We start from the raw sequence: 12,952 nt of genomic DNA on the forward strand, positions 1-12,952 counted from the left end.
CCCCTCAAGGGGGGAGATTGGATGTCACGTCGGCTTTCGCTAGTTTTCGATCTTGCAGAAGAGGCGAAGCCAATGAAGCTGCAATCTCCCCACTTGAGGGGGAGATGGCCGGCAGGCCAGAGGGGGGCGCTGCCTCGCCAGCCTTGCGTGACAACCGAATGATCGAGGAGCAAACTTTGCCCAAGGCAGCCGCCATCGCGCCCTCTCCCGCCCTGCTCACCGTCGAGGGCGTGACCAAGCGCTTTGCCGGCGTCACCGCGCTGAACGACGTTTCGCTCGAAGTCCGCCCCGGCGAGATCCTCGGCCTGCTCGGCGAGAACGGAGCCGGCAAATCGACGCTGCTCAAGATCCTGTCCGGCGTGATCCCGCCGTCCAGCGGCCGCATCGTCTTCGATGGGGTCGAATTCAGCCCGCACAATCCGCAGGATGCCAAGCGCCACGGCATCGTCACAATCTACCAGGAACTGAGCCTGATCCCGACGCTGACCGTGGCGGAGAATATCTTCATCGGCCGCGCACCGCTCGGCCGGTTCGGGCTGGTCAGTTGGCGGAAGATGGAGGAAGATTCGCGCGCGATCATCTCTCGCGTCGGCCTCGACCTCGACCCGGCGACGCCGGTGTCGGCGCTGTCGGTGGCCGAGCAGCAGCTGGTCGAGATCGCCCGCGCGCTATCGCTGAAGAGCCGCTTGATCATCATGGACGAGCCGACCTCGGCGCTGACCGAAACCGAAGTGCACAGGCTGATGTCGATCATGGACCGGCTGCGCAAGGATGGCGTCGCCATCATGTTCGTCACCCACCGGCTGGAGGAGGCCTCGGCGATCTGCGACCGCATGACGGTGCTGCGCGACGGCAGGCTGGCCGGCCATCTCGACCGCGAAGGCGGGCCGATCAAACTGCCGAAGATCATCGAGAAGATGGTCGGCCGCGCCGCTTCCGAGCTCTATGCCAGGCCGACGCAGCGCGACGTCGCCGGCGACGTCCGGCTCTCGGTGCGCGGCCTGCGCACGGTGCGCGATCCGCAGGCGCCGCACGCGATCGTGCTCGAAGGCGTCGATCTCGACCTCAAGGCGGGCGAAATCCTCGGCGTCGCCGGGCTCGTCGGCTCCGGCCGCACCGAGCTCGCCCGCGCCATCTTCGGCGCCGACCGCATTGCAGCCGGCACCATCATGCTCGACGGCAAGCCGATCGCGCCCGCCTCACCCGCCGACGCCATCGAGCTCGGCATCGGGCTGGTTCCGGAAGACCGCAAGCACCAGGCAATCTTCGCAGCACTCGCCATCCTCACCAATTTCTCGATCGCCGCGCTCGACCGCTACTCCAATGTCGGCTTCATGGCCGAGCGGCGAGAGCGCGAGGCGCTGGCGAACTATAGGAAGACGCTGTCGATCCGCATGGCCTCGCCCGAGCAGGCGATCGAGGGACTGTCCGGCGGCAACCAGCAGAAGGTCATCCTTGCCCGCTGGCTGGCACGCGACCCCAAGGTGCTGATCGTCGATGAACCGACGCGCGGCGTCGATGTCGGCGCCAAGGCGGAAGTGCACCAGATCCTGGTGGAGCTCGCGGCGCGCGGCATCGCCATCATGATGATCTCGTCCGAGCTGCCCGAAGTGCTTGCGGTGTCGGACAGGATCGTCACCATGCGACGCGGGCGCATTACCGGCGAGATGCCCGGTATTGAGGCGACCGAGGAGAAACTGATGGAACTGATGGCGCTCGACCAGAAGCAGGAAGCAACGCAATGACCAGCACGACCGAACGGAGCCAGCGCGGCGGCGTCAATATTGCGCGCCTGCTGATGAGCTTCGGCCCGCTGATGTTCCTGGCGTTGCTGATTGTCGTCTTCACCGTGCTGAAGCCGAGCTTCATCGACCCGATCAACCTGTTCAACATCATGCGCCAGATCTCGATCACCGGGCTGATCGCGCTCGGCATGACCTTCGTTATCCTTACCGCCGGCATCGACCTGTCGGTCGGCTCGCTGCTCGCCTTCTGCGGCATGGTCGCGGCGGTGGTGGCCAAGGGCGGCACCGCCAACACGCTGTCGCTGTCGACGTCGGGCACGCAAGGCTATGGCTGGTTCGCCGCCCTTCTCGCCGCCGTCGTCGTTGGCGCCGTGGCCGGCGGCGTCCAGGGCTTTGCCATCACCAGGCTGAAGGTGCCGCCCTTCGTCGTCACGCTCGGCGGCCTCACCGTGTTTCGCGGCCTGACCTTGACGATTTCCAATGGCGGCCCGATCTCCGGCTTCGACGCCTCGATGCGCTGGTTCGGTACCGGCCTGATCGGCCCGGTTCCGGTGCCGGCGATCATCTTCGCGATTGCCGCGATCCTATGCCATATCGTGCTGCGCTACACACGTTACGGCCGCGCGGTCTATGCCGTCGGCGGCAATGCCGAGGCGGCACGGCTCTCCGGCCTGCGTGTCGACCGCATCCTGATCTCGGTCTACATCATCGTCGGCTTCTTCGCCGGCCTCGCCGCCTTCGTTTTGTCGGCGCGGCTCAACTCCTCCGAAGCCGTGGCCGGCATCGGCTACGAGCTGACGGTGATCTCGGCGGTCGTCATCGGCGGCACCTCGCTGTTCGGCGGCATCGGCAGCGTCGGCGGCACGGTGGTCGGTGCAGGACTGATCGGCGTCTTGCAGAACGGGCTGCAGTTCAACAACGTCTCGTCCTACACGCAAAGCATCGTCATCGGCCTGATCCTCATCCTCGCCGTGGCCTTCGACCGCTGGCTGAAATCGCGGGTAAGGCGGTGATGGCGGAGCGAACGCTGCGGTGCCATAAACTGCCCGGGAGGTGCCAATGCCCCAAATAAGAACCATGACCGAACAGGACGTTCCGGCGGTGTCGCGGCTGCTTGGAGGGTCCTGGCGCTACACCTATTCGCCGATCCTGGGTGCCGAGACCACGGCACGGCTGTCGGATGAGAGGCACGCGCCGGAGCGGCTGGCGTCCGAGCTCGGGGACGACAACAAGATGTCCTTCGTCGCCGAGCGGGCTGACGGCTCGCTCGCCGGTTATGCGATGGCCGCGATGGACGACAAAGGCGAGGTCATGCTCGAGCGGCTCCATATAGACAAAAGCGAGTACGGCACCGGCCTTGCCGCCGACCTGCTGCATGCCGTTCTTGCCGCGCATGCGGGTATTCCCAGCATCGCCCTGGAAGTGATCGAGGGCAACGACCGCGCAATCGCCTTCTATCGCAAGCACGGCTTCGAGGTCGTCGAGCGCCGGCCGGCTGCACACGGCGTGGGCGGCCATGCCTCGCTGATCATGCGCCGGCTGCTACCACGGGCTTAGCAAGCGAAAGCGGCTGAGCGCGTAATCTCCCCCCTTGAGGGGGAGATGTCCGGCAGGACAGAGGGGGGCGCCTCGCGTGAAGCGCCAACCTTCTCTTTCGTCCCACAGGGCGTCGCGCCAGGACGTACTGACCCTCTCTGTCGCCTTCGGCGACATCTCCCCCTCAAGGGGGGAGATTGGCGACTTCTCCGACCGCTCAGACCGGGGCGTTGACGCGCTGTGCGCGCGTTGCCCAGTCGGCAACCGTCGCGCCAGCAACGCTCTCGCCGGCAACCATCCCGTTCGTCTGCGGCGCAAGCAGGTCGTTGCGGCGGGCGAAGGCGACGAAGGTGGACACGGTCCATCTGCCGTTTCGAAGTCGCGCTTTGGAAGCCTGGCCTTAGAAGTCCATGCCGCCACCGCCGGGCATCGGAGGCATGGGCGTTTCCTTCTTCGGCTTCTCTGCCACCATCGCCTCGGTCGTCACCAGCAGGCCGGCGACGGAAGCGGCGCCCTGGAGAGCAGTGCGCACGACCTTGGCCGGGTCGATGACGCCTTGACTGTAGAGGTCGCCGAACTCGTTGGTCTGGGCGTTCCAGCCATAGCCGAAGTCGGTCGTCTCGCGCAGCTTGCCGACGATGATCGAACCTTCCGCACCGGCATTCTCGGCGATCTGGCGCACCGGGGCCTCGATCGCGCGACGCACGATCTCGACGCCGGTCTTCTGGTCGGGATTGTCGACCTCGATATTGTCGAGCGCCTTCGCCGCCCTCAGCAGCGCCACGCCGCCGCCGGGCAGGATACCCTCCTCGACCGCCGCGCGTGTGGCGTGCATGGCATCGTCGACGCGATCCTTGCGCTCCTTGACCTCGACCTCGGTCAAGCCGCCGACGCGGATGACGGCGACACCGCCAGCGAGCTTGGCCAGCCGCTCCTGCAGCTTCTCGCGGTCGTAGTCGGAGGTGGTTTCCTCGATCTGGGCCTTGATCTGGCTGATGCGCGCCTGGATTTCATCCTTGCGGCCGGCACCGTCGACGATGGTGGTGTTCTCCTTCTCGATCAGCACCTTCTTGGCGCGGCCGAGCATCTCCAGCGTGACGTTCTCGAGCTTGATGCCGAGGTCTTCCGAGATCGCCGTGCCGCCGGTCAGGATGGCGATGTCTTCGAGCATGGCCTTGCGGCGGTCACCAAAGCCCGGCGCCTTGACGGCTGCAACCTTCAGGCCGCCCCGCAATTTGTTGACGACCAGCGTCGCCAGCGCCTCGCCTTCGACGTCCTCGGCAATGATCAGCAGCGGCTTGCCGGATTGCACGGCGGCTTCGAGCACGGGAAGCATGGCCTGGAGGTTGGAGAGCTTCTTCTCGTGGATCAGCACATAGGGTTCTTCGAGCTCGACGCGCATCTTATCCTGGTTGGTGATGAAATATGGCGAGAGATAGCCGCGGTCGAACTGCATGCCTTCGACCACTTCCAACTCGGTCTCGGCGGTCTTGGCTTCCTCGACAGTGATGACGCCCTCATTGCCGACCTTTTCCATCGCCTCTGCGAGGAAGCGGCCGATCTCGGCATCGCCATTGGCAGAGATGGCGCCGACCTGAGCGATTTCGTCGTTCCTGGTCACCTTGCGGGCATTGGCCTTCAGTTCGGCGATGATTGCTTCGACCGCCTTGTCGATGCCGCGCTTCAGGTCCATCGGGTTCATGCCGGCAGCAACCGCCTTGGCGCCTTCCTGGACGATCGACTGCGCCAGAATCGTCGCGGTCGTGGTGCCGTCGCCGGCGGTATCGCTGGTCTTCGAGGCGACCTCGCGCACCATCTGCGCGCCCATGTTCTCGAACTTGTCCTCAAGCTCGATCTCTTTCGCCACCGTCACGCCGTCCTTGGTGATGCGCGGCGCGCCGAACGATTTGTCCAAGACAACGTTGCGGCCCTTGGGACCGAGCGTCACCTTCACCGCATTGGCGAGGATGTCGACGCCGCGCAACATCTTCTCGCGCGCTTCGGTATGAAATTTCACATCTTTGGCAGCCATTGGAACACTCCTCGATAGGCAGCTTTTCGTTGACTGGAATGCTTGTTCAGGCCCCCCTCAGGCAGCCTTCTTCATCTCGCCCGTGGCTTCGATCACACCCAGCACGTCGCTCTCTTTCATGATGAGCAGATCCTCGCCATTGAGTTTGATCTCGGTGCCGGACCATTTGCCGAACAGAATGCGGTCGCCGACCTTGACGTCGAGCGGCTGCAACTGGCCGCTGTCGTCGCGCGCGCCGGGGCCGGCGGCGATGACCTCGCCCTCCTGCGGCTTCTCCTTGGCGGTGTCGGGGATGATGATGCCGCCCGCGGTCTTTTCGTCGACCTCGATGCGGCGGACCAGGATACGGTCATGCAATGGACGGAACGCCATGTCGTTCTCCTCTCTGGACAAACAGATTTTCGAACATCCTCCTGACCGGACCGGCAATATCGGCCCGGCACGGGGTGCGCGACCCCTTCATCAGGCATCGCGCGCATACGAACTAGTCGCGCTTTTTTCAGCTTTCAAGAGGATCATGCAAAAATTTTAGCACTCGACGCCTGAGAGTGCCAATACGCTGTAATTGTTAGCACATTCGCCGTTTCCGGCGCGATGACCCGGCCGGATTTCCAAATCTGTCCGTCTCCTGAGCCGCTTGCGGCGGCTGGAACCTATGTGGAAGGCGAGGCGTTTTGCAGACGGAGGTTCATTGGGAAAGGAAGGATTGCATGATCAGCAGGGACTTTCAGCTCCAGATGCAAGGGTTTGGCCTCACCACGGCGGAGATCCACTACCGCCTGCCCGATCATCGAAGCCTTCTGCAGCTCTACATCTGGCAGGAATACGATATTGCCCCCGATTTCCCGACGCTGAAGCATTTCCTCGATTTCTGGGAGCGCGAGATCGAAGGCCCGCTGCATTCGGTGCGCGTCGCCCATCATCACCTGATCCAGCCCTCCGAATGGCGGGCCGTAAACGGCATTATTACCGTCCACTGAGGAGCAAGCCGATCTGCCGCTAGACAGCGGACAAAGTCTCCGAAGCGGGGGAAAGGCAGCTGCCTCTCCCCACTTGTTTTGGATCTCACAATATCGGAGGGGGGTCCGGACTAGCCGGCGCGGTCGACAGGCTTGCGGGCCGATGCGAGCAATCGGGCCTTGCGCGCCGCCCGGACGAAGGCCTTGCGCGCATCACGCCGGTACGCCAACCGTCGAGCGCGTCGCGGCAGGTCCGATAGGCGGCGCGCCAACTCCGGCTGCGTGCACGGTCCGGCCACTGCTGGCGCATGCATTCGATGGCTTCCCAACTGCTGGCGACCTTGCGCTCGCTGGATTGGAATTTCAACGTGATCGGCTCGGCAAAGCGGACGTCGTCCATCACCTCCTCCTTGTTTTCTGATCGTCTTCTTGTTTGAGCAAGCAACGTTATGCTGGCGGCACCGGCGGCCGGCCGGCGCCGCTGAAGGACATGGTTCGTCTCTCTGCGCGGTTCAAGAGCATCGCGGCGACAGCCGGTTATTCCTCCTCGTCCGGCCCTTGCAGCAGTTCGATCAGCGTCGCTACTCTTGCCGTCGGCAGCGGTCGGCCCTCGTTCACCAACGCCTCGTCGGCGGCGATCCAGGCCAGGGCCTCGCGCAATTCCTGGACCGTCCCGTCCGTCGCCGCAATGTCGGCGATCACGGCTTCGTCGACCGGGCCCAGCACAGAAATGATCTCGTCGCGTGTCATGGTCAGCTCCATCTGCGGGTGCCGGGAACGGGCCCGGCAACACAAGAAATCTGGGTCTTGACCTGCTGCAGACAATAACCGGCCGGGGAAGTCAGCGTTGGCAATTGAAATCAAACAGGCAATCTCCTGCCGGACATCTCGCCGCAAAAAGGGGGATTGGCAGCCTCGCCGAGCCGACCGAAAACGGCCCGAAAAACCGGCAAAGCGAAAGCCACCGGGTCTTGACTTGCGGCGGACAATAACCAGATCGAAGGCACCGGTCGCCGAAATGGGGCCGGCGAAACCAGGGAGCGCCAGCTCTTTGGCGCTCCTCGTATCTATGTTGCTCGATGGAGGATGTAGCTATGAGAACCGCATTCGACTTTTCCCCGCTCTATCGGTCGAGCATCGGCTTCGACCGCGTCTTCAACCTGCTGGAAAATGCTCCGCAGGCTTTCGACGCCTGGCCGCCCTATGACATCGCGCGCAGCGGCGAGAACAACTACCGCGTCACCATCGCCGTCGCTGGCTTTTCCGAGGACGACCTCGAAATCACCCATGAACCCAACCTCCTGATTGTCTCCGGCCAGCACAAGGAGCCGGATAACGCGGAGTATCTGCATCGTGGCCTCGCCGCACGGCCCTTTACCCGCCGTTTCGAGCTTGCTGATCACGTCAAGGTCGCAGGCGCCTCGCTCGACAACGGCCTGCTCAGCATCGATCTGGTACGTGAGGTGCCCGAGGAGATGAAGCCTCGGCGCATCGCCATCGCGACCGATGTCGCCTCGCCGAAGACCGGGCCGAAGGTCGCGCAGGTCGAAGCAAACAAGCAGGCTGCCTGAACGCACCAGTCGAGAAAGGAGACTATGCAATGGCTATTCGTGATCTCATTCCCTGGGGCCGGGAGAACAATCAGACCCCCAGCCTGTTCCGTGACGCCGATCGCGATCCCTTCCTGACGCTGCATCGCGAAATGAACCGCCTGTTCGACGAGGCGTTCCGCGGCTTCGACACGCGGCTGCCGTCGCTCGGCCTCTCCGCGGCCCGCGCCAGCTGGCCGAGTGTCGAAATCTCCGATGGCGAAAAGGAGATCCGCGTCACCGCCGAAATCCCCGGCATGGACGAGAAGGACGTCGAGCTGCTGCTCGATGACGGCGTGCTGACGCTGCGCGGCGAGAAGCGTGAAGAGACCGAGGACAAGGACAGGCAGTTCTCCGAACGCTTCTATGGCCGTTTCGAGCGGCGTATCCCACTCGGCTACGAAGTCGACGGAGACAAGGTGAACGCCGCGTTCCGGAACGGCGTGCTCAGCGTGACGCTGCCCAAGACGGAGCGCGCCCAGGCCAAGGCCAAGCGCATCGCCATCGGCAAAACCTGACAGCTCGCAGGACGACGCCCCCTTCTGTCCGCCGGTTGCGGCTGACAGAAGGGGACAAATGTCGATGACCCGTTCTCCCGACGCTCCGGTTCCGCCAGATCAAGCGCAGCAGGCCCTGCAGTGCCTGACGACCGAGCATTTCGTGCTGCAAAATGCCCGCGCGGCGACCATTCAGGAAGCGAACCAGCGAGCCGATCTGTTCCTGACCTCGGTCTCGAGCGCAACGTTTGCCCGCCCTGTTCCCGGGCGACACGGTCAAAGCGAGGACATAGCCGTCCGGCAAGTTTGCGGAAAGTGATGGGCGCCGCCCTTGCGTCTTGCGCGCCGATTGACCATCCTCGCCAACATCACTTTGCACCGCGGCCGGGGGGTTCGCACATGCCGACGCTTTATGCGCTGAAACCGGCCTTCCAGGCCAGGTTGCGGCCGCTTGCCGACGGCCTGGCCAGAGCCGGCGTCACCGCCAACCAGATCACGTTGCTGGCCGCTGCCCTCTCGCTCGCCACCGGCCTTGTGGTGGCAGCCCTTGCCGGCCACCGCGTGGTCTTTCTGCTGATGCCGCTCGTGCTGTTTACGCGAATGGCGCTGAATGCGATCGACGGTATGCTCGCGAGGGAACATGGCCAGGCCTCGAAGCTCGGCATGTATCTCAACGAGCTCTGCGATGTTGTCTCCGATCTCGCTTTGATCCTGGCCTTTGCCGTCATTTTTCCTGCCTGGGGCGTCGTTGCATTTGCGATCGCGGCTATGATCACGGAGTTCGCCGGCGTGCTCGGCATCGCCGCAGGAACCGGGCGCAACTATGCCGGCCCGTTCGGCAAAAGCGACCGGGCGCTGGCGCTCGGCATCCTCGCCGTGCTTATCGCGTCCGGCCTGTGGGTCCCGGCGCTCACGCCGCTCGTGTTTCCGGCCATGGCTACACTCTCGCTGGCGACCGCCATCAACCGGATACACAGCGGCCTTAACGGGAGCGGCAGCTGAATTCGGGTCTCGCCAGGGAGAACGACATGCTTCACCAACAGACGGTTGCGGCAGTGGCTTCAGCCAACATCGAGCGGGTGGCGCAGGAGCGCAGCTTCAAGAGCCATGACGGCACCGATATCTTTTACCGCTGTTGGCCGGCGCTGTCGGAACACCGCAAGGGTGCCATCCTGCTGTTCCATCGCGGCCACGAGCATGGCGGCCGCATGGCGCATCTGGTCGACGAACTTGAGATGCCCGACCACGCCTTTTATGCCTGGGATGCGCGCGGCAATGGCCGCTCCGCCGGCGAACGCGGCTATGCGCCGTCGTTTGCGGCGCTGGTGCGCGACATCGATTGTTTCGTGCGCGAGATTGGCAGCGACGGCTTTGCGCGGCGCGACATCGCGCTGATCGCGCAATCCTTCGGCGCCGTGCTTGCCGCCGCCTGGGTGCATGACTATGCGCCTGACATTCGCGCCCTGGTGCTGGCCTCGCCGGCCTTCTCGGTCAAGCTCTACGTGCCCTTCGCCAAGCAAGGCATTGCGTTGTGGCAGAAGCTGAAGGGCCGCTTCTTCGTCAATTCCTACGTCAAGGCGAAATTCCTGACGCATGACCCCGAGCGCATCGCCTCCTTCGACGCCGACCCGCTGATCACCCGGCCGATCGCCTCCAACATCCTGGTCGAGCTCTACGACCATGCCGCGCGCATCGTCGCCGACGCCCGCGCCATCACCGTGCCGACACAGCTTCTGATCTCCGGCAGCGACTGGGTGGTGCGCCATGGACCGCAGCACGAGTTTTTCGTCAATCTGGCGAGCCCGGCCAAGGAGCGGCATATTTTGCCCGGCTTCTTTCACGACACGCTGGGCGAGCGCGACCGCCACAAGGCACTCGACCTGATCAGGCCTTTCCTCGAAAGGCAGTTCACAGCGCCGGAAAAGCCGGTCGACCTGACCGAGGCCGACCGTGCCGGCTACACGCGCGACGAGGCCGACCGGCTGGCCTCTCCGCTGCCGCTGCTGTCGCTAAGGGGCCTCTACTGGGCAATGAGCCGCGCTTCGATCCGCATGGGCGCCTGGCTGTCGTCCGGCATGAAGACGGGGATTGCCACCGGCTTCGATTCCGGCTCGACCCTCGACTATGTCTACGAGAACGAGGCGCGCGGCATCAGCCCCATCGGCCGCATGATCGACCGCACCTTTCTCGATGCCATCGGCTGGCGCGGCATCCGCCAGCGCAAGCTGCATCTGGAAGAGCTGATCGGCAGCGCCGCCGCCTCGCTCAAGGCCACCGGCCGGCCGGTCCATATCGTCGATATCGCCGCCGGCCATGGCCGCTATGTGCTCGATGCCGTGCAGAAATGCGCCGAGCCGCCGGCAAGCGTGCGGCTGCAGGATTTCTCCGAGCTCAACGTCTCGCTCGGCCGCAAGCTGATCGCCGAGCGCCAGCTGCCGGCGACGGTTTCGTTCCATCAAGGCGACGCCTTCGACGCCACGATGCTGGCCGGGCTCGACCCGGCGCCGGATCTCGCCATCGTCTCGGGGCTCTACGAATTGTTTTCCGACAATGCCATGATCGCCCGCTCGCTCGGTGGACTGGCCAGCGCCATGCAGCCGGGAAGCCTGCTCGTCTACACCAACCAGCCTTGGCATCCGCAGCTCGAGATGATCGCGCGCAGCCTGACCTCGCATCGCGGCGGCCAGGCCTGGGTGATGCGCCGCCGCACGCAGGCCGAGATGGACCAGCTGGTGGCGGCCGCCGGTTTCGAGAAACTCGACCAGCGCATCGACCAGTGGGGCATCTTCACCGTTTCGGTCGCGCGGCGCGTCTGAGCATGGACTTGCCTGCCTCTGCCTTACCTCGCGATGCCCCTGCCCTTCCGGCCTTGCCGCGCGAGCCGTATACCGGGATAGTCCTGCGCGCCGCATTGTGGCTGTCATTTCTGGCGCCGTTCTTCTACGCCACCTACGGCTTCGCCAATTGGCTGGCGTCGCGGCGCCACGATATCGGCAGCATCGTGTTCGGCTGGGAGCATGGCATCCCGTTCCTTGCCTGGACGATCGTGCCCTACTGGTCGATCAACCTGTTCTATGGCTTGTCGTTGCTGTTGAACAATTCGAAGAGCGGCGTCGACCGCCTTGCCGGCCGCTATCTGACGGCGCAGATCGTCGCCGTCGCCTGCTTCATCCTGTTCCCGCTGACTGCGACGTTCGTGCGCCCGCAGACGAGCGGCCTGCCCGGCTTCATGTTCGCCGTGCTCGGCGGCTTCGACAAACCCTTCAACCAGGCGCCGTCGCTGCATATTGCGCTGCTGGTCATCATCTGGGACCATTGGCGTCACAGATTGACCGGCATCGCCGGCGTCGCCTGGCATGTCTGGTGTTTCCTGATCGGCGCCTCGGTGCTGACGACGTGGCAGCACCATTTCATCGACATTCCGACCGGCGCGCTGCTCGGCCTTTTCGCCCTATGGCTATTCCCGCGCGCCGACGCCTTGCCTTTCGCCGGCTTCCGCCTGACCGCGGACCCGAAAGCGCGGCTTCTGGCGCTGTTCTATGCGCTTGGCGCAGCCTTTGCGCTGGCCGGCGCTGCTGCCGGCGCATTGGTCTCGGCGCTGTGGCTCATCCTGTTGTGGCCGGCACTGGCGCTGGCCATAGTCGCTTTCGCCTATGCCGGCGCCGGCGCCAAGGTGTTCCAGAAAACAGCCGATGGCCGCGTGTCGCTGGCCAGCCGTCTTCTGGTGTGGCCCTACCGGGTTGCCGCCAAGGTCAATGTGTGGGCGTGGACGCGAAAGCTTCCGGCGCAGATCGTCATCGCCGACGGTGTTTCCCTTGGCCGTTTTCCGACCGCCGCCGAGGCCGACGCCTTCGGCACGGTGATCGACCTTGCCGGCGAATTGGAAAGGCCGCGTGGCGCCTCGATCCGCTGGTTGAGCCTGTCTATGGTCGACCTTTTGCCACCGTCTCGCGAGGCGCGTGCGCAAGCGGTGGCGGCGATCGAGACGGCGCGGGGCCAGGGCACCGTGCTGGTCTGCTGTGCGCTCGGCTTCCAGCGCAGCGCCGCCGTCGTCGCCGAATGGCTGGTCGCCAGCGGCCGGGCCGCCACGCCGGATCAGGCGCGAGGCCAGCTCGCCGCCGCGGGCCGGCCTGTGCATCTTGGCATGGACGCGGCGACATGACCGCCTATCGTGACAAGGCCGAAGCGTTCGCCGCCGGGCTGATTGTGCAGGTGGCATGGCCGCTGCTGTTGATTGCTGCTGCCTTGCTGGCGGCGCCGGTCATCGGCCTGGCGGCTGCGCCGCAAACATCGTCGCTGTCCGCGGCGGCCTGGCTGATCGCCGCCGCGGGTGCCATAGCCACAATTATTCTCTCGGCCCTTGCTTTATTCGACGCGCTGCTGTTCCGGCTGATGGCCAGCCACGCCAGCGAAGCAGGCGGCGGTGCGGCGATCGACGACGTGCTGGCGCGCATGCGGCTGAAACCCACGGCGGCCGGTGGCCGCTCGCTCGACCAGCGGATGGCCGGCACGCGCCGTCTGCTCGCCAAGCAGCGTATCGCATTTGGCCTGTTCGCGGCGGCCTCGGTCGTCGCGGCATTCTTTTGAGCCCGTC

At 64.8% G+C, this 12,952-nt stretch carries 16 protein-coding genes; 11 read left to right on the top strand and 5 right to left on the bottom strand.

All coding sequences use genetic code 11. From position 1 onward, the window contains the following. Positions 1–176 precede the first annotated feature (176 nt). From NKJ23_RS05460 to NKJ23_RS05470, 3 genes are read left to right on the top strand one after another with little or no spacing between them, the layout of a single operon-like run. On the top strand, positions 177–1,745 hold the full coding sequence (locus tag NKJ23_RS05460; protein ID WP_502902496.1) for a sugar ABC transporter ATP-binding protein: 1,569 nt from the start codon (positions 177–179) through the stop codon (positions 1,743–1,745). Continuing rightward, positions 1,742–2,758, top strand: a complete 1,017-nt coding sequence (locus tag NKJ23_RS05465) for an ABC transporter permease (protein ID WP_352453856.1) — start codon at positions 1,742–1,744, stop codon at positions 2,756–2,758. Before NKJ23_RS05460 ends, NKJ23_RS05465 begins: the two co-directional genes overlap by 4 nt. Positions 2,759–2,804: 46 nt before the next feature. Next, entirely contained in the window at positions 2,805–3,302 is a 498-nt protein-coding gene (locus NKJ23_RS05470; RefSeq protein WP_352678887.1) for a GNAT family N-acetyltransferase, read from the top strand. A 196-nt stretch (positions 3,303–3,498) separates the two neighbouring features. Here the strand turns inward: NKJ23_RS05470 and NKJ23_RS05475 are convergent, their stop codons facing one another. From NKJ23_RS05475 to NKJ23_RS05485, 3 genes are read right to left on the bottom strand one after another with little or no spacing between them, the layout of a single operon-like run. After that, entirely contained in the window at positions 3,499–3,639 is a 141-nt protein-coding gene (locus NKJ23_RS05475; RefSeq protein WP_023675675.1) for a hypothetical protein, read from the bottom strand. 42 nt (positions 3,640–3,681) lie between these two features. Then, a complete protein-coding gene (gene groL, locus NKJ23_RS05480; protein ID WP_352678890.1) occupies positions 3,682–5,313 on the bottom strand; it encodes a chaperonin GroEL in 1,632 nt (543 codons plus the stop codon). A gap of 57 nt (positions 5,314–5,370) precedes the next feature. Then, the gene (locus NKJ23_RS05485) at positions 5,371–5,685 is read right to left on the bottom strand and encodes a co-chaperone GroES (protein ID WP_352457303.1); all 315 of its coding nucleotides are present in this window, start codon (positions 5,683–5,685) and stop codon (positions 5,371–5,373) included. 338 nt (positions 5,686–6,023) lie between these two features. Between NKJ23_RS05485 and NKJ23_RS05490 the strand changes: the two genes are divergently transcribed. Continuing rightward, positions 6,024–6,293, top strand: coding sequence for an usg protein (locus tag NKJ23_RS05490; protein ID WP_023675672.1), 270 nt, complete (start codon positions 6,024–6,026; stop codon positions 6,291–6,293). An 85-nt stretch (positions 6,294–6,378) separates the two neighbouring features. Here NKJ23_RS05490 and NKJ23_RS05495 read toward each other — a convergent pair whose 3' ends face one another. After that, complete coding sequence (locus tag NKJ23_RS05495) at positions 6,379–6,672, bottom strand: DUF982 domain-containing protein (RefSeq protein ID WP_245274652.1); 294 nt, start codon at positions 6,670–6,672, stop codon at positions 6,379–6,381. Positions 6,673–6,809: 137 nt separating this feature from the next. After that, positions 6,810–7,022, bottom strand: coding sequence for a hypothetical protein (locus NKJ23_RS05500; RefSeq protein ID WP_245274651.1), 213 nt, complete (start codon positions 7,020–7,022; stop codon positions 6,810–6,812). Positions 7,023–7,366: 344 nt separating this feature from the next. Between NKJ23_RS05500 and NKJ23_RS05505 the strand changes: the two genes are divergently transcribed. The 7 genes from NKJ23_RS05505 (at position 7,367) to NKJ23_RS05535 (ending at position 12,945) form a co-directional block, all read left to right on the top strand. After that, complete coding sequence (locus tag NKJ23_RS05505; protein WP_352678893.1) at positions 7,367–7,843, top strand: Hsp20 family protein; 477 nt, start codon at positions 7,367–7,369, stop codon at positions 7,841–7,843. 29 nt (positions 7,844–7,872) lie between these two features. Beyond that, a complete protein-coding gene (locus NKJ23_RS05510; protein ID WP_352678896.1) occupies positions 7,873–8,379 on the top strand; it encodes an Hsp20/alpha crystallin family protein in 507 nt (168 codons plus the stop codon). A 58-nt stretch (positions 8,380–8,437) separates the two neighbouring features. Then, on the top strand, positions 8,438–8,677 hold the full coding sequence (locus tag NKJ23_RS05515; protein WP_352678899.1) for a hypothetical protein: 240 nt from the start codon (positions 8,438–8,440) through the stop codon (positions 8,675–8,677). A gap of 80 nt (positions 8,678–8,757) precedes the next feature. Beyond that, entirely contained in the window at positions 8,758–9,360 is a 603-nt protein-coding gene (locus tag NKJ23_RS05520; protein WP_352569184.1) for a CDP-alcohol phosphatidyltransferase family protein, read from the top strand. A 26-nt stretch (positions 9,361–9,386) separates the two neighbouring features. Further along, positions 9,387–11,174 (top strand): bifunctional alpha/beta hydrolase/class I SAM-dependent methyltransferase, encoded by a 1,788-nt coding sequence (locus tag NKJ23_RS05525; RefSeq protein ID WP_352678902.1) that lies wholly within the window; start codon positions 9,387–9,389, stop codon positions 11,172–11,174. 2 nt (positions 11,175–11,176) lie between these two features. After that, positions 11,177–12,520, top strand: coding sequence for a phosphatase PAP2/dual specificity phosphatase family protein (locus tag NKJ23_RS05530; protein WP_352678905.1), 1,344 nt, complete (start codon positions 11,177–11,179; stop codon positions 12,518–12,520). After that, positions 12,517–12,945 carry a hypothetical protein gene (locus NKJ23_RS05535; protein ID WP_352678907.1) on the top strand — a complete coding sequence of 143 codons (429 nt, stop codon included), beginning with the start codon at positions 12,517–12,519 and terminating at the stop codon, positions 12,943–12,945. Before NKJ23_RS05530 ends, NKJ23_RS05535 begins: the two co-directional genes overlap by 4 nt. Positions 12,946–12,952 lie beyond the last annotated feature (7 nt).

The sequence above is a fragment of the Mesorhizobium sp. M0184 genome (assembly GCF_040322215.1).
Lineage (GTDB): Bacteria > Pseudomonadota > Alphaproteobacteria > Rhizobiales > Rhizobiaceae > Mesorhizobium.